This window comes from Chitinophaga sp. sic0106 (assembly GCF_019219075.1).
Taxonomy (GTDB): domain Bacteria; phylum Bacteroidota; class Bacteroidia; order Chitinophagales; family Chitinophagaceae; genus Chitinophaga.
In genome coordinates, this window is sequence record NZ_JAHUWJ010000020.1 from 98,974 (window position 1) to 120,702 (window position 21,729).

The following is a 21,729-nucleotide window of genomic DNA, read 5'->3' on the forward strand; positions in this document are numbered from 1 at the left end:
GCTTTTCGTTTATCTGTCGCGTCGGTTTTTTCGATTAATTCTTCCTAGCAGGAGATAATCGTAAAAAGTCACGTCTTAGAAATTCCATTATTAAGTCAGCCAAAATTTACAGCGTAAACTGTATGCGACACGTAAACACTCTACAGTGCCTGCTATCTCTATTCCTATTAAGTACTACCGCTTCGCAGGTCAAAGCACAATCCCGAATTATCAGCGGTAGTGTAAAGGATGAAAAGAATACGCCCCTCCAAGGCGTAACCGTTAAAATCAGGAACTCCAACCTCGGCGCCACCACCGATAGTAAAGGACATTTTTCCTTTAGCGCCTCCGGCAGCCCTGATTCTCTGATCATCACTTTCATAGGATATAATCGCGAGGCCGTAAGCCTTGCCGCTTCCTCTAACTTTAACATTACACTCCTCCCGGCAACAACCGGCCTTACCGATGTAGTAGTGGTAGGCTATGGCCAGCAGAAAAAAGAGTCTGTTACCGCAGCCATCTCCACTATCTCCTCCAAAGAACTGGTGCAGTCACCAGTAGCCAATATCAGTAATGCCCTCGCAGGGCGACTCTCCGGCCTCACCGCCGTGCAAACAAGCGGTAAACCCGGCGCAGATGCTACCACCCTCTACGTACGCGGGGTAGGTACCTATACCGGTAACACCGCCCCACTAGTGATGGTGGACGGTATCGCCCGCGATTCCTACAACGACATCGATCCAAACGAAATCGAAACGCTCAGCATCCTCAAAGATGCCTCCGCCACCGCCGTTTACGGCGTACGTGGTGCCAACGGCGTTATCCTCATCACCACCAAACGCGGTAAATCCGGTGCCCCTAAAATCAGCGCCTCCGCCCAAACCGCTGTCAGCAACTTCGCTGCCATGCCCGATTTCGTTGGAGCATACGACTATGCCACGCTTAAAAATGAGCAGTCGTTTCAAACCTATTGGGTCAACCACGCCAAAGATGCAGATATCAAAACATGGGACGACTTCGTAAAAAAACGAGATGCCAACTGGGTGAAAGAAGCCAATACCTACTTCTCCCCGGATGACCTCAAATATTACCAAAACGCGCATACGCCTACAATCGATGGCAAAACAAATCCATACTATGATCCGTACTTCCACCCGGATGTAGACTGGAAAAGCCAGATCTTTAATAAGTATGCCCCGCAGAACCAGGTCAACACAAATATCACCGGCGGTACAAATTCAGTTAAGTATTTCGTTTCCTTTGGATACCTCAACCAGGGCGGTATGTTCAATACCGATTACATGCCCTTCTCCAAAGAAATGCAGTTTAAAAAGAACCGGTATAACCTGCGCGGCAACTTCGACTTCGATGTCAACAAAGACTTCAAAATCTCCCTGGACCTGGGTACACAATATGTAACCATCACAGGAATGGATAACGACGCATACATCTGGGAAAAGAGGGTACTGTGGTCTTCCCCGATGGCCTCCCCGGGCATCATCGATGGTAAGTTCCTCATCCCTTACACACAAAGCACCAACGACCAAACAAACCCGTTGTATGCCATCGCCAACTCCAATAACTATAACATTACCAACAACAGTACGCTCAACTCTACGCTTAAACTAGCCTATAAACTGGACTTCATCACACCCGGTTTATCCGTAAACGCCAGAGGAGCCTACGACAGCTACTTCTCCAGTCGCACCGGCGGTAAAGCCTTCCCTGTACTCTATAACTTCAGGCCCAACCCTAACGGCGATAAACTGGACCCGATCATTTACCGCGTTAATGATATCCGCCCCAACGAAAGGTGGAGCGACTGGTACAACGGTAAGTGGCGTAAGATATATACAGAGCTTTCCATCAACTATAACCGCACCTTCGGTAAACATGCCGTAACCGGGCTGTTACTCGGTAACACCGAAAAACTGCATGATCCTAACCTGGTGCCGGACCTGCCACATGCCTACCTGGGCCTCGCCGGTAGGGTGACCTACGGCTACGGAGGCCGGTACCTGGCGGAGTTCAATATGGGTTATAACGGCTCTGAAAACTTCCCTGAAGGTCAACGCTATGGCTTCCTGCCGGCTGTTTCCGCAGGATGGGTGGTTACCAACGAAAACTTCTTCCCAAGAAATGAAATCCTCACCTATCTCAAAATCAGGGGATCATTGGGTAAAGTAGGTAATGATAAAATTACCATCCCTAACACCACCACGCAGGCCCGTTACCTCTACCTTCCCGATGCCTGGGAGTACACCGGCAGCTACGCCTTTGGTACACTCACGGATCGTAACGTGATCCAGGGCGCCGGCGAAGCCACACTGGGTAACCCTAACGTTACCTGGGAAACTTCCACCAAAGGAAATATCGGTTTTGAAGCCCGCTTCTTCCACGATAAATTATCCGTTACCTACGATCACTACAACGAAAAACGTGTAGACATCCTTTCCTATAAAGGTACCGTACCGGGTGTACTCGCCGCTACGCTGCCAGCCTACAACCTGGGCTCCGTAAGGAACTGGGGTAATGAGGTGGAAATCGGCTACAATGATCGTATAGGCAGCAAGTTTACCTACTGGCTCAAAGGCAACATCTCCAACACTCAAAACGAAATCCTCTTCAGAGACGAAGCCATTATTCCCGGCCTCGAATACCAGGCCGCTACCGGCCGCCCTATCGGGCAAGGCTCCTGGCTGCAATCCAGCGGTATGTACACCTCCTGGGGGGATCTCTATAAATTAGATGGCAGCGGCAACCCTATCCTGTCAGAACCGGTAGCCGCACTGAATAAACTGGGTAAATCCTATACTAACGCTGACGGCAACACGGTGTACCAGAAAGACCTCGGCTACGGCGGTGTGCCACTGCAACCCGGTGAAATCCGACTGGTGGACTACAACGAAGACGGAAGAATTGATGAGAAAGATTTCGTGAGATCCGGTAACACGGCTATCCCTAAAATCACCTATGGTATCTCCTTAGGCTTCAGCTACCAGGGCTTCGACTTCTCCGTACTCTTCCAGGGCGTATCCGGTACTGCAAGGTATGCGATGCAAAACCAGCTGCACTTCAATAAACAGGAATCCCTGTTTGACGTAGATATGAACCGCTTCACCGAAGAACGCTACAAAAACGGAGAAAAGATCGACTTCCCGATTGCCGGCTACAATATGTCAGGAGCGGCCAATACCTTCTTCCTGATTAATACCTCCTATACCCGCCTGAAAAATATGGAAATAGGATATACCGTGAAGGCGGACCTGCTCAGAAGAATCGGTATCGGCTCCGCACGCATCTATGCCAATGGTAACAACCTGGCTACCTGGTGTCCGAACCCTATCTGGGGCGATCCGGAAAACCTTAACTACATCGGGTATCCCATCACACGTACCTACAACCTGGGTTTAAACGTGAATTTCTAATTCGTAAAGATCACTAGTATGAAAAGATTATATATACTGATGCTGATGATTGCAGGCTGCATAGGCAGTATGCAAATGAGCAGCTGTAAGCGCGACTTCCTCGAGAAACCAAAAGGAGGAACGGTGACGGTGGATACCATTTTCCACACCATGAACCAGGCTCAGTATGCGGTAGCACAGATGTACAACCTCTGTATCAAAAGCGGTTTCCCTGGTAATGATCCCGGAAACTCCCGCCCGGAAATTATCACCGACGCCTTATATATTGTATACCCGGGTTATAACTGGGCCTGCGCCACCATCAATGCCGGCCCTTATAACGGTGGTAATATGTCGCCATCGGCCAGCATCGATCCCAGCTTCACCAACCACTACAAAGGTATCCGCCAGGCCAACCTGGTATACCGCAATGTAGACATGGTTACTGACGTCACCGACGAATGGAAGAAAGACGTAAAAGGCCAGGCAGTGTTTTGTCGCGCTATGCAACACTACGAACTGTTCCGCCTGTACGGAGGTATCCCCATCGTTGGCCAGGTGCTCAACAGCGACAACATGATGGTAAAACGCAGCTCCTTACAAGCTACCGTGGACAGCATCGTGAAATGGTGCGATGAAGCTGCTACACTGATGCCGCCTACCAGGGCGTCGGTAGATTTTGGCCGTGCCACCGCTATTGCCGCGCTCGCGCTGAAAGCCAGGGTACTGCTCTATGCGGCCAGCCCTATCTATAATACGCCGGCAGCCATGTCGTCTATCGCCAATCAGATCCGCTTTAATGACGGTCGCGATTCCGTGCTGGCCTATGCAGCTTACGATAAAGAACGCTGGAACACCGCCGCCAAAGCCAGTAAAGCGGTGATCGATGCCGCCGCTGCGGCCGGCCATGCACTGATGTATGGCCCCAACAGCAATCCTGTCTCCACCGGTAATAGTTATGACACCTATGGCAACTACCAGTTGATGTATAGTCGTTATGCCAACCAGGAGCTGCTGTTTGTGAATACCTACGCGCAGGCCAGTTCCAGCGCGGGTTTCGACTGGAGCCAATACCTCTCCGCTAAACTGCTGATGCAGGCATGGGGCGTGAAAAACAGTCCGCCGGTAGAGTTCATGGAGCTCTATGAAAAGCGCGATGGTACACCGTTTCAGTTTCCTCAAACCGGTACCGACCTGCCAACAGATATCAAAGCCTACAACCTCGATCCACGTTTCTATCAAACCATGGCGTACGATGGTATGCTGTATAACAGCGGTAGGGCAGGTATCCTCAACTATTACAAGGCAGGACCGGGCGTAACCGCCGGAAACCTCTCCAGTAGCGACGTTGGGCCTGATGGCTATGCCTTCGAAACCTACAAGTTTGTGGAGCACCTGGCCACCGGTAATGGTAACGATTCGAAGCACTTCGCCTGGATCATCTTCCGTTTGGGAGAGTTTTACCTCAGCTACGCAGAAGCACTGAACGAATACCAGGGCCCCGGAGCAGAAACAGATTTTTATCTCAACGAAATAAGAAAAAGAGCAGGTATGCCGGACAAACACCCGGGCAGTCAGGATGCCTTCCGTACAGCTATTCATAACGAGCGTGCAGTGGAACTGGCCTATGAAGGCCAGCGTTATAATGACCTGAACCGCTGGCTGGAAGCGCATGTCAAAGGTAACCTCCTCCTGCATGGCATTGCTACCACGGGTAATAAAGTCAACAATGTAATACTCCGTAATTGGGAAAAAGTAGTGCTCATGCAACGCCGCTTCCCGATGAAATACTATTACATCCCATTCCCGTATGCTGAAGTGAGCAAGAGCTATCTCGGCGGTGAAGGCTGGGATGGCCAAAACCCAGGATGGTAACAGCATTTGCAACCTTAATTACAGCCAAAATGAAAAGACAATATATCAGCATATTATCCTTATCCCTGCTGGCCGCGTGGTCTAACGTGCACGCACAAACGACGGTGACGGACTCCGTAAAAGTATTGCAGACAGGGAGTAACAAAATGGTAGACCTGGGCATGCGCAGTGAAAAACAATGGCGCACCACAGCAGCTACCTATACCATCACCGGCGATGACCTGGCCCGCACTTCTGCGGCCAACCTGCTCAATGCCTTGCAGGGCCGCATTCCGGGGCTCACCGTGGTAACCGGCTCCGGTGAACCGGGCTACGATAACCCCGGCTTATACATCCGCGGAACCAGCAGCTGGAACCTGGGCGCCAACCGCCTCGCCATCTACCTCGATGGTTTTCCGGTGGAAATAGGCGCACTTTCGCCATTGTCCGCTTTTGAAATTGAATCCGTAACCGTGTTGAAAGATGCCGCCGCCACCGCTATCTATGGTCTCCAGGGCGGAACAGGGGTACTGAGTGTACGCACTAAAAAAGGTAACCAGAGCGAGCGTATACAAATCACGGCGAACGGCCGCTACAGCGTAGGCACGCCTATCCAGCTGCCGCAGGTGATGAACGCCTACGACTACACGCGGTTATATAACCAGGCACTGGCCAACGATGGCCTGCCGGCGAAATTCCCTAATCCGGACCTGTACAAAGCCACCAATGATCCCGTGCATCCAAATGTAAACTGGTACGACGAAGTGCTGCGGAAAATTTCTGTACTGCAGGATTATAACCTGACCTTCAGAGGAGGTACGGACAAAGCCCGCTACTTTGTACTGATGGGCTATACCGACTATGCCGGCATCTATAAAAATGCAGACGCCATCGATGTGGACTATGGTACCAACGCCAAGTATAAACGGCTCAACCTCCGCGCCAACGTGGACTTACAGCTGAGCAAGAACCTTTCCGTAGGTGTAAACCTCAGCGGTATCACCGAAGACAGGATTACGCCAAATGGCTTCAGTGCTTCCACTATCTTTAATAACCTGGGCCGTATTCCGGCGGCAGCCTTTCCGGTTAAAAACCCGGATGATACCTGGGGCGCCAATGGTGTATATGGGTTTAACCCGGTGCAGTTGCTGCAACAGAGCGGTTCCTATAACTCACATGCGCGCAACCTCCAAACAGCGCTTAATATTACCGAGCGCCTCGATCAGTTTGTGCCGGGCTTGTCCCTCACTGGTTTGATATCTTTCAATAACCAATATATAGGTACTTACCAGAAGATATTCACCGTGAGGTCCTACGAACTACTCAAGGATGTAAACGACCAGGCTATCCTGGACGGGAAGGGAAACTATACCTACAAAGCCTTCGGGGCTATCAGCCAAAGCATCAGTGATGGTGGTAACCAGCACTGGCAGCACAATACCGTGCAGGTGGGGCTGAACTATAACCGTGGTTTTGGTGCACATACTTTCTCTGGTGCCATTCAGGGAAGAAGAGAAAATTACACGCACGACGGGCAGGTATATGCCGTGCGTACACAGGGTCTGTTCGGTTATCTCACCTATGATTACAATGGAAAATACATCGTGGATTTTTCCAGCAGCTACAGCGGTGCTGCTGATTTTGCACCCGGTAGCCAGTATGGATTCTTCCCTGCTGTAGGAGCAGGCTGGATACTCAGTAATGAGCAGTTTCTTAAAAATCAGAAATTTGTCAACTTCCTGAAACTCCGTGCTTCTTATGGTAAAACAGGTAATATCAATGAGGACCAGCGCTTCCTGTTTGAAAAATGGGCAGTAGGTGGTAATGGTTGGTATACCGGGGCAGATGCAGGTACTAACCAGGCAGGCCGCCTCGAGGGGGCTAATCCCAACGCGGCTTTCACCTGGGAAGCAAAAACAGCCGTTAACTTTGGTGTGGAAGCGCAACTGCTGAATAATAAGCTGAGCTTTACGGCGGATGTGTTCCACGAAAAAAGAACCGGTATCCTGCAGGCGCCGGCTTCCATTCCTACTTTTACCGGTTTCCGATTCCAGCGACTGAACGAAGGCGTGGCTGAAAACAAAGGCTTCGAAGCAGCACTGACCTTTAAGGATAAAGCAGGTGCATTCCAATACTATGCTGGTGCTACTGCTGCTTTTGCGAGAAACAAAATTATCAGCATGGCCCAGGAGGCGCAACCCGCGTCTTACCTGTATAACCAGGGCTACCGCATCGATCAGATGCGCGGGCTGCAGCAGGTGGGTTTCTACCAGCAGGGCGACTTCGACGCCAACGGAGTGCTCAAGGAAGGGGTGGTGAAAACTTCCTATACCACGCCTAAGCCAGGCGACCTCAAATATGTGGACCAGGATGGAAATGGCGTCATCAACGATTATGATATCGTGCCGATGAAATATACCAAAATCCCGGAGCTTACGCTGGGCTTCAATCTTGGCTTTAAATACAAAGGATTTGATTTCGATGCATTCGTTCAGGCAGTAATGAACCGTACCGTTTCACTGTTGGATGATGCATTCGATTATACACATCCATTTGTAAATAACAACAACATCACCGCGTTCTCCAAAAATGCATGGACGCCGGAAACAGCTGCTACGGCTACTTCGCCGCGACTCTCCACCCTGAATAACTCTAATAATAACATTAGGGCTGATTTCTGGATGAGAAACGGGAATTTCCTGAAGCTGCGCAGTGTAGAGTTGGGATATACGTTTCCGAAGAAAGGTTTCCTGAAGAAAATGAATACCATGCGGGTGTTCCTGATCGGCAATAACCTGTTTACAATTGACCAGCTGGATGACATGGAAGCGGAGCGTTTATCAATGGGCTATCCACTGATGAAATCTTACAGCTTTGGATTGAGCGCCAAATTCTAGTACCGATAAAATTACCGGCAAATGAAAAAAATTTCCATCATTATAATGGCAGCGGCAGGCCTGTTTTTCAGCGCTTGTCAGAAAGACTTCCTGAATGTAAAGAAGATCGACGCCAACATACCTGTTGACTTACTGTACTCCAACTATCCGTACTACCAGAGTGCCGTATTTAATGCTTATTCTTACCTGCCCGATGGTTTGGGCAGAATCATGAATATGGAAGGGGCATCCGATTTTGCGGAGTTCACCAGTGTGGGCGACTTCTCGCAATATTTTAACCTGGGTATCTGGAACCAGTATATTAATCCGGATGACGTGTGGTATAACAGCTTCCAGGGCATACGCCAGGCAAACCTGGTCCTGAAAAATAAGCCGATGGTGAGTTTGCAGTATAAGCTGGACCGCATTATTGGTACGGACAGTACCGACTACAAAAACTCCGTAGCCTGGCTCAACTCTTCCGAAGGAGGTATGTATTTTCTGAAGGCCTTCTATTACTTTGAGTTGGTGAAACGCTATGGCGGCGTGCCTATCATGGATACGGCGCTGGATTACAACAATCCGGGCAGCTATGAAAATATGCAGCGCAGCACGCTGGATGAATGCATTAAATACATTGTGAGCCTATGCGATAAAGCCGCTAAGATAGTACCGATAGCCTCCGGCAACGGGTATGATCAGGGGCTGGTATTGCGTGGTGCCGTACTTGCGTTGAAATCAAAGGTTTTGTTGTACGCAGCCAGCCCGTTGTTTAAAGATGCGGGTGCTACCGCTACCTGGGAAGCTGCTGCCGCGGCGGCTAACGAGGTGATTGCCTTGAAAATTTATTCACTGGAAGGTAATTACAAAACCATTTTTGGTGCTGGCAACGTGAGTTCTAAAGAGGCTATTTTTTACAAGCGCTATGGTGCTTCCAACTTCTTTGAATTTGCGAACTATCCGATTGCCTTCCAGGGTAGTAATGGTTTAAGTATGACGCCCACGCAAAATTATGCGGACGAGTTTGAGGTTGTCACCCGCGACGGGGCGGGTAATCCGGTTAGTTCCGAGCCTTTCAGCTGGAGTAATCCCGCACATGTGGCTAATCCGTATGCCAACCGTGATCCGCGTTTGGATTCCACTACCTACCACAATGGTTCCCGTTTCGTAGGCTTTGCTACCAGTACTATAGAAACGTTTACCGGCGGTAGCAGTGGTTTACCAAAGCAGAATGCCTCTAAAACAGGCTATTATCTCGCTAAATATGTAAACCCTACCATCAACCTGAACAATGGCGGTAGCGGTACTACCACGGCACATGCGTTTATGTATTTCCGTTATGCGGAGGTACTCCTGAACTATGCCGAAGCAATGTTCAACGCTTATGGCGCCACCGGTGATCCGCAGTTATATGGTATGACCGCGCTGCAGGCCATCAATGCCGTGAGAGGCCGTTCCAGCGTGAAAATGCCGGCTTACACTGCGGGTAATCTTACCGCAGCTGCCATTCAGCATGAGCGTGCAGTGGAACTGGGCATGGAAGGCCACCGCTTCTGGGATGTACGTCGTTACAAGAAAGGAGTGGAGGTGTTAAATACGCCCGTATATAGAATCCTGATCACTAAGAACGGTAATGCTTTTACGTATGAGCGTGTGAAGCTGGAGGATAGAGTATATCAGTCAAAGATGGATTGGTATCCGATTCCACAGCCAGAAATTACACGTACCGGCTGGAAACAAAATGATGGCTGGGGGCAATAAACTTTTTGTTGATTTGTACCGATATATGTAAAGGATAGGTCCCGCGTCTGCGGGACCTTTTTTTATGCTTTTTGCCCTTAGGGAAAATAGCCGCCGCGCACGGCGGCTCCATCCGGCTGACACCGAAGGTATCAGTAATGCAAATTATATATTAGGATCTGATGGCGATAAAAACTTAAACGCCGGCGTATTCACGAATGACTTCACCGCATTACCTGCGTAGGTTTCACCTTTAGTTAATCCCAGTTTTTTCACCGGTGCTTTCTCTCCAAAATCCACATCTTTAAAATTCACCCAGAAAGTATTTGGTGTCAGTGCAGTTTCAAAGAAGTACACCAGGTTTTTCTGGTCTGAAACGCAGCGCCAGCGGGTAGTGGAGATGTTAGGCTGGTTTTCTGTACTGATACCATAAGGCACAGAGCAGTTGCGCACTACGCTGAATACACTGGCCACACCTATACGCTGGTCGGCGGTTTTAGGAATAGCGCCGATGTAGAAGGACGCGCGTACGAAGCGGTCCGCTGCGCGGTTAGTACCTGGCAGCATGGTGGTGCCGCCAATTTCTTTCCAGTATTCATTCAGGGCCAGTTGTTTGTCGAAGGTGGGGGAGTTGGTCATCACATCATAAGATGGATCTTCATGTATAATCAGTTTTCCGTTGAGATATTCAAGTACGGCGTTATCGCCGGTGGCATCGGAAATCGACAGGTGCAGGGTGGCCAGGCGGTCTTCCCCGGGCGTTTTATCCGTTACCACTGTGAATTTTTCTTTTCTCATTTCTGCCACGGCTTCTTTAACGGTGGAGAAGTTGTCCAGCATATATTGTACCCATCCGGCGATAGATAGTCCGGGTTTTGATTTATCCCATTTTGGATATTCCGATTCCACCAACCAGAGGAGGTTGGCTACAAAGCCTTTTTCGTTCATCCCATCGGTGCTGCAGATGTCGTAGGCGGCGGCTACCACGCTGCCGTACTTCGATGTCCATTTGATGGTGTTAGCGCCGGTGGCGCCGTCGCGCTGCATGCCTCGGGGGAATATCCAGAGGTTAGTTTCGATATCATTTTTCCAGTCCATGGATCTGCCGGTGAGGATAAGGCCATCCAGGCCCTTATACATAACGCGGGTGCAGGCGTTGCCCGGGGTATAGGAAGACAGGAAGGCCGCCAGTACAATGGCTGTAAAAATGGTGGTTTTCACTAGTTTTCGGATCATAATGTAGGTTTAATCTCTTTTTATGAACATCATTTCCGGCAAATAGTTGAGGTGGGTATATTAATTTACCAGGGAGATGTTAACCGCGCGTGGAAGGGTGGTATCGCTAAAAAAATAGTGACATTGGTTAAACAATCAACCGTTTCTGCTGTTATAAACCTTATCGTAAACAGAACACCGTCTTTACTTGGTATAGCAATATTTAGCATCATCATCTCTTATCCGTATCTATTTCACTGAACGTAAAAATCAGTTAACCATGTTACAAAGGTATTTTTTGCTGATACCTGCATTGGCTTGTCTGTATGCCTGTGACCATAGCCAGGCAACGAGTACCACCAAAGCTATCACCACTGCGGCCATCTCCGCGGCAGATGCTGTCAAGGGAATGGTGTTGGTAAAAGGGGATGTGTTCATGATGGGCACAGATGATCCTAAGTCGTACCTCGCAGAACGGCCGGCACATCAGGTTAAGGTGCATGATTTTTATATCGATGCAACCGAAGTGACTAACAGGCAATTCAAAAAATTTGTGGATGCTACCGGCTATAAAACCGTTGCCGAGCGCAAGCCCAAGTGGGAAGACCTGAAGCAGCAGCTGCCTCCGGGCACGGCCCAGATTCCTGACGACGAGCTGGTGCCGGGCAGTATGGTGTTTGTAGCACCGGACCGTCCCGTAAATAAGGCCAATATATCCAACTGGTGGCAATGGGTGCCGGGTGCAGACTGGCAACACCCGGAGGGTCCTGGTAGCAATATTGAGGGAAGATGGGATCATCCAGTTGTGCATGTGGCCTGGGAAGATGCTAATGCCTACGCCAAGTGGGCCGGCAAGCGACTCCCTACCGAGGCAGAATGGGAATATGCTGCCAGAGGCGGCCTCGTGGAAAAACGGTACGCCTGGGGCGACGATTTCACTCCCGGCAATAAATACATGGCCAATACTTTCCAGGGCAGCTTCCCGGACAAAAACGACCAGGCCGACGGTTACGCCATTACCGCGCCCGTGGCTTCCTATCCGGCAAATGGTTATGGCCTGTATGATATGATCGGCAACGTATGGGAATGGACCGCCGACTGGTATGATGTGGATGAATATAAGTCTCTGGCGCATCAACTCTCTGAAGATCCAAAAGGTCCTGATAAATGGCATAACCCCGAAGATCCTTACGCCATCCAGCGCGTTACCAAAGGAGGATCATTTCTTTGTGCCAATGATTATTGTATTAACTACCGCCCCAGCGCCAGAAGAGGCACTGCATTTGATTCCGGCGCCTCGCATATTGGCTTCCGTTGTGTAAAGGATAAGAAATAATTATTTAACCCCTATAAAATAAAGGTTCCGCAAAATATCGCGGAACCTTTCTATTTTCAAAACTAATCGCCTGGAGTAAGAGGTTATTACCATACTACCACAGTATCCCTGGTCCAGGAAAATTCCTTAAAATCCAGCTTCACCGGCACGCCATCCTCTTCTGGTTTAGTTACCTGTATAGTGGTTAATGTATTGCGTTTGGGGTTTACCCATTTGGCGCCCAGTGGCACCGTTTGGCCATCCGGCTTTGTCCAGGAGAGGCTTACATATACACGCTCTGTAAATTCATACAGAATTTTATAAATATCAGCTGAATATAGATACTCGGTTTGTGCCGCAGTAGCTACCGGCAACGATTTTGGAGCGGACACTCCACCGTAGTCTACATTCAACGTACCTCCCGGGAAACCAATTGGCTCAAACTTGAATCCGTAGGTAGTACGGCGCATAGGTATAGTTAGTGTAGACAATCCACTGTCACCGGGATAGCCCTGGTATTCGCAATAGAAAATATCCAGTTCTGAATTTTTGTACCGCACCTTATTAATAGTATCGGTGGCTACACTAAAGTAACTGAGGCTATCCAGAAAATCGTATTTAATGGTATAAAGTCCGAGTGTATCCCTGGTGATCCTATAATTATTGAATCTTTGAATAGGACGGTCAAAGTAGGTGAGGTTGGCGGAGTCGCCCTGCCATAATCCCAGGCTGGAGCCACGTCTGATGGCTGCTACCTGCATTTTGTAGTAGATGCCTTTGGGGATTTCTATGGAATCCAGTCGCCTTACAATCCCCTGGGCAAAAGGTTGCCAGTTATTAATACGGATGTCAACTACGTACAGCACACTGTCGGGCGTTATACGTGCGTTGCCGGCCTGGCCAAGTGGGGATTCTACCACTACCAGGTCACCGGACAATTTGAGGCTGATCTTTTGTGTTGCCCCGTTCCAGGCGGCAGGAACTTTTTCAGGACTGGCCGGGGATTTAGTACAGGCATAGCATGTGATTATCAGGATCAATGATCCGATTACATTCAATAGGTTTTTTTTCATGTAAGAGGTGAGTTTAATAAGAATTTTGGTTACAAACAATCTTGCCTATTCGGCTATCCAAATATATATTGAAATGAGGGGTAAGGGAAATATATTTTTAGGTAGATAAGAAGTTGATGCGAAGTCATTGTTTCGCATCAACTTCTGTGCAATTACTTTGGAAAAGCATCGAGCAACAATCCCACCATATCGCCAATCGCCTTGCTGTCTATCCATCGGATAACAGCCACCAGCTGGTGTTCCGGGTCTACATAAATAATATTGGCGCCATTACCGATATGTATAAAGGCAGATGCCGGTGCTTTGGCAGCCAGCTTGTGATCTGTATTTAAAAACCAGTTCATATAGCCGTAGCCGTTATTAGCTTTGGTAGGGGTGAGCGACTGACTTACCCAGTCATCAGAGAGTAGCCGGCGGCCGTTCCACACCCCCCGGTGAAGCGTGAGTAAACCATAGCGGGCCATATCGTATGCATTGATGTACATACCGCCTCCCCAGTGGCCACCACCGCTTACGGATTGTACAGGCTGCCCGTCCAGTACGATCCATGCGTTATCGTAGCCCATCCATCTCCAGGTGGAGGAGGCACCTATCGGGTCCATAATGGTTGTTTTCAGCACCTGAGGTAAAGGCTTTCGCCATACGTTGGTGGCAGCCAGCGCCAGTGCATTCACGCGAACATCATTGTATTTCCACACTGATCCTGGCTCATGCCTGGCTCTGTTTTTCCAGGTAGCAAAGTTGCTGTCGGGGCGGTCCGCCCAGTCAGGCTTGCCCCAGAGGGTGCCTTCCCAGTCGCTGGTTTGGCGCAGCATCACGTCCCAGGTGAGCCTGCGGTTATGTGCAGATACAAAAGGGGTGATCACCTCGGAGGCCTGCCCGGGATGGTATACTTCGATGGGTGGTACATAATGGGCTACGGTGTCGTATACACTGCGGATCAGTCCACTGTCTACTGCTACGCCTACTACGGCCGACAAAAAGCTCTTCGTGACGCTGTTAGTAATATCTATCCTGGCCGGTTGCCCCCATGCTGCAATAATGTATCCCTTATAGATGATCAGTCCGGAAGGATCGGCCCGGTCAATCAACGCACCCACAGGCTCGCTGTAGGGCTCCTTCCCGAACGATTGCCACTGTGCCGAATCCATGTTTCTGCTCTGCTTCGACTCATGTGCGATCGCGTATTGGATGGCAGCATCCAGTTTATCGGATGAAATACCTAACGCCGCGGGGGTACGGTGTTCCCAGCTGCCGGCAGGAGGGAAGTATGGCTTTGGCGCCTTCTGCTGGGCATGCACCGCCAGGGCAGTTAATAGTATACTATGCAGGATCAGTTTCTTCATACCAATAAAAGTAAAAGATTGTTGAAAGCAAAACAAGCAGGTGAAGCTCATCCATTTTAATTCAACTGTTTTTTTTGTATTATTAATCTTTAACTATCCATTCCACATTATGAACTCAAGACGCAGTTTTATTCAAAAGGTAGCTATTACCGCTGCCGGTTTACCATTGCTCCGCTTTCAATCGCTGGCAGCGCCGCCGGCAACCGACGAGCCGGTATTACGTGTAGCATTAATGGGCCTGGGCGGCTACGCTAACCGTGTAGCGGATGCCATGAAAGCGTGCAAAAAAGCGAAAATCACCGGGGCTATCAGTGGTACGCCCGCCAAGCTCACCGACTGGCAACAGCGCTTCGGCATCCCCGAAAAGAATTGCTACAACTACCAAACCTTCGATCAGATAAAAAATAACCCGGATATAGACGTGGTATATATCACCACCCCCAATGCCCTGCACCATAGCCAGGTACTGCGTGTAGCCGCTGCCGGTAAACATGTGATCTGCGAAAAGCCCATGGCCCTCAACGCTAAAGAAGGCCAGGAAATGGTGGATGCCTGTAAGAAAGCAGGAGTACACCTGCTGGTAGGCTACCGGATGCACTTCGAACCCAAAACGCTGGAAGTAATTGGGATGCGCAACCGCGGCGAGTTTGGGAAAATTATGTTCTTTCAGGGACAATGCGGTTTTCGTATAGGCGACCCTACGCAATGGCGACTCAACAGGGAGCTTGCCGGTGGCGGGTCTATGATGGACATTGGCATATACGCCATTAACGGCGCCCGCTACATGGTAGGCGAAGAGCCTATCTGGGTAACGGCTCAGGAAGTGAAAACAGATCCCGTGAAGTTCAAACCTGGTGTGGATGAAACCATCCAGTTCCAGTTCGGCTTTCCCAGCGGCGCCATGGCCTCCTGCCTTTCTACTTACAACATGAATTATCTCGACCGCTTCTATCTCAACGGTGAAAAAGGCTTTGCGGAACTGCAACCCTCCACCGGCTATGGTCCTATTAAGGGCCGCACTAATAAAGGAGAACTCACCGCACCGCATATGACCCATCAAACCATACAAATGGAGGAGATGGCAGATATTATCCTGCGAGGCAAGCAGCCACTGATTCCGGTGAATGGAGAAGAAGGGGTGAAGGATCTGAAAATCATCGATGCGATTTATGCTGCCGTGAGAAGCGGGTGTAAAGAGCCATTGAAACTGGTGTAGGGTGCAGGCTTGAATCAGGGATTAAGAGCCCCTGATTCAAGTCATAAATTACTGATAACCAACTAAAATCCCTATTTTTAAAATAATAGTTTGAATTCAAACGGTTTTAATCTTAACTTTGCTCCGCTAATTCAAACAACACCATGGAACAGCCGCTTCCTTCGCTTGTAGAATACGGCAGCAGGCGGGTCATCATCACCATCACTGCCGTAGTATGTGCCTTATTAGAAATAATTGACACCACCATCGTAAACGTAGCCCTGCCCGATATGCGCGGGAGCCTGGGCGCTACCCTCAATGAGGTAAGCTGGGTTATCACCGCTTATTCCCTCGCCAACGTGATCATTGTACCTATGACCAGCTGGCTCTCCCAGCAATTTGGACGCCGTAATTATTTTGCGGTGTCGGTAGTCATCTTCACGGTATGTTCATTCCTCTGCGGTAATGCCACCAACATATGGGAGCTGGTATTTTTCCGCTTTGTACAAGGCCTCGGAGGTGGTGCACTGCTGGTAACCTCACAAACCATTATTACAGAAAGCTGGCCTACGGAAAAACGTGCTACGGCCCAGGCGATCTATACGCTGGGCGTTATCGTAGGACCTACGCTGGGTCCGCCACTGGGAGGTTATATCATCGATAACTACGCCTGGCCTTATATCTTTTATATCAATATTCCCGTGGGTATTATTGCCACCCTGCTCACGTTGCAGTATGTAAGGAGTCCGCAATACGAAAAGAAACGCAGTGTGAGCGAGGTGGACTGGCTCGGGATTTTCCTGCTTACGGTGGGCATTGGCTCCCTGCAATTTGTACTGGAAAAAGGACAGGAGGAAGACTGGTTCAGCAGTTCCCTCATTGTTGTATTATCGGTGCTGGCAGTATTTGGCCTCTTCTTTTTCATCTGGCGTCAATGGGTATACGAACATCCGATTGTGGAGCTGCGGGTGCTGCGCAATGGTAATCTGCGTATAGGCGTACTGTTATCCTTTATCATGGGCTTCGGGCTGTTTGGGTCTACGTTTGTGATACCGTTGTATACGCAGTCGCTGCTCGGGTGGACGGCCCAGCAATCCGGTATGCTGCAACTGCCCAGTACCATATTTGTGGCGGTGATGATGCCGGTGGTAGCCATCCTGATTCAGAAAGGCGTACCGCAAAAATACCTCATTGCCGTTGGGATGACGGTGTTCTTTATATTCAGTTTGCTCTCCTACAAAATCATTGGACCGGATACCAGTTCAGGGGATTTCTTCTGGGTGCTGATCATCCGTGGTTTTGGACTGGGGTTATTATCCGTACCAGTCAGCACTATGTCGCTCTCTACGCTCAAAGGCAAGGAAATTGGCCAGGGTGCTGCTTTTTCGGGAATGATGCGCCAGCTGGGAGGAGCGTTCGGGGTGGCATTGATATCTACCTTTGTAACCCGGCAAACAGATTACCACCGTGCCACCCTGGTAGAACACCTGGACGTGAATAATCCGGAGGTGGTGAACCGGGTGGCACAAACAGCCGCCAGTATGCGGGCCAAAGGCCTGGATGTGGGTGCTGCCCAGCAAAAGGCTTATGCCCTCCTGGATGCCGGCGTGATGAAACAGGCTACCATCCTGTCGTACATGGACGTGTTCCTGTGGGTAGGCGTCCTGTTCCTGGTTTGCGTGCCTTTCGTATTAATATTTGTGAAGTCGTCGAAGAGTAAAGTGAATATGGCGGATGCCGCCCACTAATTTTTCCCCTGTCTGACCGAATACGATATATTTGTTGATATGGAACCTACAAAAAACTTAACAGAGCTGGCCCGTGAGCTGTGGCGTGAAATGGCGGAGATGCGCAATTCCCTGCGGCAGTACGTGCACGTAAAGATTAAGGAAAACAACTGGGACATCAGCATGGAGCTGGTGGAGATCTTAGGACTCGTATACCGTAGAAAAGGTCTTAACCAGCAGGAGATCGCAGATATTATTGTAAAGGATAAATCCAGCATGACTTACCTCATTGATAACCTGGTGAGGAAAGGACTGGTGGAAAGAACAGAGGACCAGCGCGACAGAAGAAATAAACTGATTTCTATTACAGAGAAGGGAAGGCTGCTTATGGAGGAGCTGAATCCCTGGGTGACCGAAATTTATGAAAAAGCAACCCGGGAGCTGATGACGGACGATGTACTGAAGGCCCTGTCTGTAGCCCGTAAAATGAACGATAATCTGAAGCAATTATAACAATGAAAACATTACTGATACCCGTAGATGCCAATACCACTGACCTTGCCCTGATTGACTTTGCAGCGGCCTGGGTTACGCAGTACAAATATGAGCGGGTGGTGCTGTTGCAATCCCTGTACGAAAACGTATTCAGCACCATGGCCATGTCGGCCGATTACGTGGCCGTAAACCCGCATAATATTTCTGACTGGCGGGAAGAAGTGATGTGGAAACTGAATGACCTGGCGCAGGCACTGCAAAAGCAGCTGGGCGACAACATCGAGGTAAAGATGGCCTGGAGCGAACAGCCTTTGCTGCGCGCCATTATGTGGGCGGTGAAAGAAGACAACCCCCAGCTGATAATGCTGCAAAATAAAAATAGTGATGACCCCATCAGCGCATCGCTGATAGCCATTGCCAAGACCAGCCCCGTAAGGTTGCTGGTGGTGCCCGCTGGCATGGCTTATCAGCCTGTTCATAAAGCCCTCATCCCGGTGGATTTCAAAGCATTTAAAACACTGGATAAAATGCAGGCCTTCCAGCAGGCCCCGCTGTGGGTGCCTGATCAACTCATTGTGCTCAACGTAGACCCGCAGCAGCACTACCTGCAGCCTTCACCGGAGTTCAACGCCGCTGTGAATACCGTGAAGTCGTATTTGGAACAGTATAAATATGAAATCGAATACAGCAGCGATGCCAACATCATCAGCGCCATCCTGAACTATGCCGATCACCACCAGGTGAGCCTGATTGTAGCTTTGCCGGGCAAGCACAGCTTCCTGTACTCCCTGACACATAAAAGTATTTCTGAGGGGATTTATAAAGCCGCTAAGCTGCCGGTTATGATCCTGAAGTGATTTTGGGGGAACATGGATGAAATTTCATAATGTTCCTAAACGGTGTCCTGTGTGTAGAGATAAACAGGACGGGAATTTATCGTCTTGAGCTTAAATAGAGTCGTCACAGGACGTCCGAGTTCGTAGAGTCATTAGCGTTATACAAATGTAATAACGCCGGTAGATTATAGGGAGGGTGAAAACACCTGTTTTTCTACCGTAAAATCACGGCAGTCCGGTGCAGTCTGCCAAACTATTTCCGGCAGTTTTTTGTTAATAACCCTTACAAAAAACTGCTCACACCATGAAAAAGACCCTTTTTCTTACACTCATCATAGGCCTGGCAGCAATAACTACCACCAGAGCCCAGGGCGTACTGGACCAGGCCAAGAAGGCTACCGGTACCAGTCAAACAGGTAATCTTGGCAACATGACCAGCGGTATTATGGGCATGCTCACGCCATCGCTTGGCCTGAGTAATGCACAGCAGCCGCAGGTACAAAACCTGATTTCCGGGTTTCTCCAAAAGAAGGCGGGTATTCTGCCGTTGCAGCAATCAAACCCTGCCGACTATTCTTCCAAATTCAGCGGGCTGCAAGGCGGACTATTCTCTAAACTGAAAGGGGTACTATCTGCCGCCCAGTATACCAAATTCCTGGGGCTGAAGCCTAAAACCAATGATGCCACCAATGCATTGTCCCAACTGTTTTTTTAGATAATATTATACAAAAGAGGCTGCCTGACCAGCAATTTTCTCCCTGGAAGCGCACAGCCTTCCGGCCTGCCCGCTTCCGGGGATATAGCATACCGCAGGTGCGCTAAATCCCCGGAAGAAATACCAACGAGACAGCCTCTGTTATCTAGTTTACCGCGTCCCTGAATTTTCAGCAATTTTTAATCTCCCCATATCAAAAAAATCCCCACATTTGCACCCACAATTGCTAGTAGATTCCATAATATTTATTTTACATGAGGTTCCTCTTACCTTTCCTTGCCGGCATTTTTGCCGCCGCCGGCAGCTATGCCCAGACCGATATGGTGCTGAAGAAAAAAACGCTGGGTGATTCTATACTGTTGCCCACGCGGGAATTGATTCTCCCTGACCCATTTAATGGAGAAAAAGCCCTGGAAGCGCTATTCCCCGGGCGACACTACAATCTCTCTAAAACATATAAAAATGAAATGGTGAACTGGAGCTGCCCCACCTGCAAGGCCGTAAAGTACCCGGATGCCAACGACGACGAGGTACTGCCATTTCCCTATAAAAACGGGGTGGCCACCCGCCTGATGAATGTCATGGACTTCAGCGATTCCTCCGGTATGCAGTATAAGGTGATCAGCTTTAACCACTCCGAGTTTGAAGAAGATGGGTTCCAGACTTCCCGCTTTACCGGCGGCCTGCTTGGCCTGGCGAAGTTTGTAAAAACCGATGCCGGCTGGAAACTGCGTATGTACGCACCCGCCATTAAGGCTTATGGCTCCTTCAGTCAGTCCCCTACACCCACACCCCTGCTGATAGGGCAGGAGCAATATGCCTTTGTGCTTAAACACAGCAATGGCCCCGGTGGCGGACCTTTCTACAGTACCCTCTACCTGATTGCCGGTATCAACGGTACCTACCAGCAGATCATGGTGGCATTTGCCACGGAAAAAACCGGTGGTGATCCTGAAGAGGGAGACCTTAGCAAATGGACCAGCACCTACAGCGTACCTGTGAGTGATAAAAAATATTTCAGGGATATCCTCATTACTACCAAAGGGGAATACGATATCGCCAACCTCGACGGATTCCCCGTGGAAGCGGCCAACCAGCTGAAGAAGCAAAGGAAAGCAGGAAAGTTTGTGATGGTACAACGCTATGTGTACAAAGGGAAAGGTTACGAGCTGCAACCAGGTATTCAGGTGAAAGTAAACTAATGGCGTTCCAACACACCGTAGAGCCACAATGCTTGTGGCTCCTCGAGCGAGGAGCCGGAAGCATTCCGGCTCTACGGGAACTTTTTATTTAATATCCACCCCGATCCCCAGCTGTATCTGCTGCGACTTCCATTCATAACGGTTATCAATCCCATTGATATTGGAAAGCCCCTGTACAAACCGGCCGTAGAAATGCACGGGCTGCACGTTCACGGTTAAGCCTGCGGACAACCCGAAATTACTGCGTTTAAACGCATCGCGGTTGTACAGCAGGAGGTCTTCATTGCTATAAAAAAGAATCTGGTATTCAGGCCCTGCATTCAGGGTAAAGTAACGGTTAAGGTTATACTTTAACAGCAGGGGGATGGTGACATAGCCCAGTTGAACCTTTGCGCTTCCATCCGGGTTGTTAGTGTTGATATACTTGGCGGAAAAGTTAGCGTCGCGGGTAGCATTGGCCTGCGTATACTGCAGTTCGGCCTGTACGCCAATTTTGCTGTTGAAGTCCCAGGAGCTGAGTAATCCCAGCTGTATTCCTGGTTTATAGCCGGGCTTGATGCCTTCGCCGGTAACCTTGAATAGGTTGGTGCCGGCTTTGGCACCGAAATGCAGTCCTTGTCCGTAGGCATGCAGGCATCCCACAATCAGTAGCAGGGGTAAGATGATCCGCTTACTCATAAAATTGGTGTTTTAAACTGGTATTGATATCAGCAACATACCAACAGTAAAGGAGTATTGTGGGTACAAATAGACC

Annotated in this window: 15 protein-coding genes; 11 read left to right on the forward strand and 4 right to left on the reverse strand. The window is 49.5% G+C overall.

The window, feature by feature from the left end:
- The first annotated feature begins 122 nt into the window (after positions 1-122).
- Genes KW844_RS23845 through KW844_RS23860 form a run of 4 tightly spaced genes read left to right on the forward strand, consistent with a single transcriptional unit; the run spans position 123 to position 9,877 of the window.
- Positions 123-3,407 (forward strand): TonB-dependent receptor, encoded by a 3,285-nt coding sequence (locus tag KW844_RS23845; RefSeq protein WP_218379302.1) that lies wholly within the window; start codon positions 123-125, stop codon positions 3,405-3,407.
- An 18-nt stretch (positions 3,408-3,425) separates the two neighbouring features.
- On the forward strand, positions 3,426-5,261 hold the full coding sequence (locus KW844_RS23850) for a RagB/SusD family nutrient uptake outer membrane protein (RefSeq protein ID WP_218379303.1): 1,836 nt from the start codon (positions 3,426-3,428) through the stop codon (positions 5,259-5,261).
- Between the two features lie 29 nt (positions 5,262-5,290).
- Positions 5,291-8,137, forward strand: coding sequence for a SusC/RagA family TonB-linked outer membrane protein (locus tag KW844_RS23855; RefSeq protein WP_218379304.1), 2,847 nt, complete (start codon positions 5,291-5,293; stop codon positions 8,135-8,137).
- Positions 8,138-8,158: 21 nt separating this feature from the next.
- Positions 8,159-9,877 carry a RagB/SusD family nutrient uptake outer membrane protein gene (locus tag KW844_RS23860; RefSeq protein WP_218379305.1) on the forward strand — a complete coding sequence of 573 codons (1,719 nt, stop codon included), beginning with the start codon at positions 8,159-8,161 and terminating at the stop codon, positions 9,875-9,877.
- A gap of 144 nt (positions 9,878-10,021) precedes the next feature.
- On the opposite strand, the gene KW844_RS23865 is transcribed toward KW844_RS23860, so the two are convergent.
- Positions 10,022-11,092: a linear amide C-N hydrolase gene (locus KW844_RS23865; protein WP_218379306.1), complete on the reverse strand. Its 1,071-nt coding sequence runs from the start codon at positions 11,090-11,092 to the stop codon at positions 10,022-10,024.
- Positions 11,093-11,351: 259 nt separating this feature from the next.
- On the opposite strand from KW844_RS23865, the gene KW844_RS23870 reads away from it, so the two are divergent.
- On the forward strand, positions 11,352-12,407 hold the full coding sequence (locus tag KW844_RS23870) for a formylglycine-generating enzyme family protein (RefSeq protein WP_255578606.1): 1,056 nt from the start codon (positions 11,352-11,354) through the stop codon (positions 12,405-12,407).
- A gap of 86 nt (positions 12,408-12,493) precedes the next feature.
- Here KW844_RS23870 and KW844_RS23875 read toward each other — a convergent pair whose 3' ends face one another.
- Positions 12,494-13,459 carry a hypothetical protein gene (locus KW844_RS23875; protein WP_218379307.1) on the reverse strand — a complete coding sequence of 322 codons (966 nt, stop codon included), beginning with the start codon at positions 13,457-13,459 and terminating at the stop codon, positions 12,494-12,496.
- A gap of 152 nt (positions 13,460-13,611) precedes the next feature.
- Positions 13,612-14,805, reverse strand: coding sequence for a serine hydrolase (locus KW844_RS23880; RefSeq protein WP_255578607.1), 1,194 nt, complete (start codon positions 14,803-14,805; stop codon positions 13,612-13,614).
- Positions 14,806-14,914: 109 nt separating this feature from the next.
- Here KW844_RS23880 and KW844_RS23885 point away from each other — a divergent pair, with 109 nt between their 5' ends.
- From KW844_RS23885 to KW844_RS23910, 6 genes are all read left to right on the forward strand, one after another.
- Complete coding sequence (locus KW844_RS23885; RefSeq protein ID WP_218379309.1) at positions 14,915-16,021, forward strand: Gfo/Idh/MocA family protein; 1,107 nt, start codon at positions 14,915-14,917, stop codon at positions 16,019-16,021.
- A 143-nt stretch (positions 16,022-16,164) separates the two neighbouring features.
- The gene (locus KW844_RS23890) at positions 16,165-17,748 is read left to right on the forward strand and encodes a DHA2 family efflux MFS transporter permease subunit (RefSeq protein WP_218379310.1); all 1,584 of its coding nucleotides are present in this window, start codon (positions 16,165-16,167) and stop codon (positions 17,746-17,748) included.
- Between the two features lie 39 nt (positions 17,749-17,787).
- Entirely contained in the window at positions 17,788-18,240 is a 453-nt protein-coding gene (locus tag KW844_RS23895; RefSeq protein ID WP_218379311.1) for a MarR family winged helix-turn-helix transcriptional regulator, read from the forward strand.
- Positions 18,241-18,242: 2 nt separating this feature from the next.
- Complete coding sequence (locus KW844_RS23900) at positions 18,243-19,079, forward strand: hypothetical protein (RefSeq protein ID WP_218379312.1); 837 nt, start codon at positions 18,243-18,245, stop codon at positions 19,077-19,079.
- A gap of 283 nt (positions 19,080-19,362) precedes the next feature.
- Positions 19,363-19,773 carry a hypothetical protein gene (locus KW844_RS23905; protein ID WP_218379313.1) on the forward strand — a complete coding sequence of 137 codons (411 nt, stop codon included), beginning with the start codon at positions 19,363-19,365 and terminating at the stop codon, positions 19,771-19,773.
- Positions 19,774-20,027: 254 nt separating this feature from the next.
- Complete coding sequence (locus KW844_RS23910) at positions 20,028-20,975, forward strand: hypothetical protein (protein ID WP_218379314.1); 948 nt, start codon at positions 20,028-20,030, stop codon at positions 20,973-20,975.
- Positions 20,976-21,059: 84 nt separating this feature from the next.
- Here KW844_RS23910 and KW844_RS23915 read toward each other — a convergent pair whose 3' ends face one another.
- Positions 21,060-21,653: a porin family protein gene (locus tag KW844_RS23915; protein ID WP_218379315.1), complete on the reverse strand. Its 594-nt coding sequence runs from the start codon at positions 21,651-21,653 to the stop codon at positions 21,060-21,062.
- Between the last annotated feature and the right edge of the window lie 76 nt (positions 21,654-21,729).

Excerpts from the sequence above, each read along its gene's own strand:
- KW844_RS23845 (WP_218379302.1), top strand. The coding sequence starts at position 123 with ATGCGACACGTAAACACTCTACAGTGCCTGCTATCTCTATTCCTATTA.
- KW844_RS23850 (WP_218379303.1), top strand. The coding sequence starts at position 3,426 with ATGAAAAGATTATATATACTGATGCTGATGATTGCAGGCTGCATAGGC.
- KW844_RS23855 (WP_218379304.1), top strand. The coding sequence starts at position 5,291 with ATGAAAAGACAATATATCAGCATATTATCCTTATCCCTGCTGGCCGCG.
- KW844_RS23860 (WP_218379305.1), top strand. The coding sequence starts at position 8,159 with ATGAAAAAAATTTCCATCATTATAATGGCAGCGGCAGGCCTGTTTTTC.
- KW844_RS23865 (WP_218379306.1), bottom strand. The coding sequence starts at position 11,092 with ATGATCCGAAAACTAGTGAAAACCACCATTTTTACAGCCATTGTACTG.
- KW844_RS23870 (WP_255578606.1), top strand. The coding sequence starts at position 11,352 with ATGTTACAAAGGTATTTTTTGCTGATACCTGCATTGGCTTGTCTGTAT.
- KW844_RS23875 (WP_218379307.1), bottom strand. The coding sequence starts at position 13,459 with ATGAAAAAAAACCTATTGAATGTAATCGGATCATTGATCCTGATAATC.
- KW844_RS23880 (WP_255578607.1), bottom strand. The coding sequence starts at position 14,805 with ATGAAGAAACTGATCCTGCATAGTATACTATTAACTGCCCTGGCGGTG.
- KW844_RS23885 (WP_218379309.1), top strand. The coding sequence starts at position 14,915 with ATGAACTCAAGACGCAGTTTTATTCAAAAGGTAGCTATTACCGCTGCC.
- KW844_RS23890 (WP_218379310.1), top strand. The coding sequence starts at position 16,165 with ATGGAACAGCCGCTTCCTTCGCTTGTAGAATACGGCAGCAGGCGGGTC.
- KW844_RS23895 (WP_218379311.1), top strand. The coding sequence starts at position 17,788 with ATGGAACCTACAAAAAACTTAACAGAGCTGGCCCGTGAGCTGTGGCGT.
- KW844_RS23900 (WP_218379312.1), top strand. The coding sequence starts at position 18,243 with ATGAAAACATTACTGATACCCGTAGATGCCAATACCACTGACCTTGCC.
- KW844_RS23905 (WP_218379313.1), top strand. The coding sequence starts at position 19,363 with ATGAAAAAGACCCTTTTTCTTACACTCATCATAGGCCTGGCAGCAATA.
- KW844_RS23910 (WP_218379314.1), top strand. The coding sequence starts at position 20,028 with ATGAGGTTCCTCTTACCTTTCCTTGCCGGCATTTTTGCCGCCGCCGGC.
- KW844_RS23915 (WP_218379315.1), bottom strand. The coding sequence starts at position 21,653 with ATGAGTAAGCGGATCATCTTACCCCTGCTACTGATTGTGGGATGCCTG.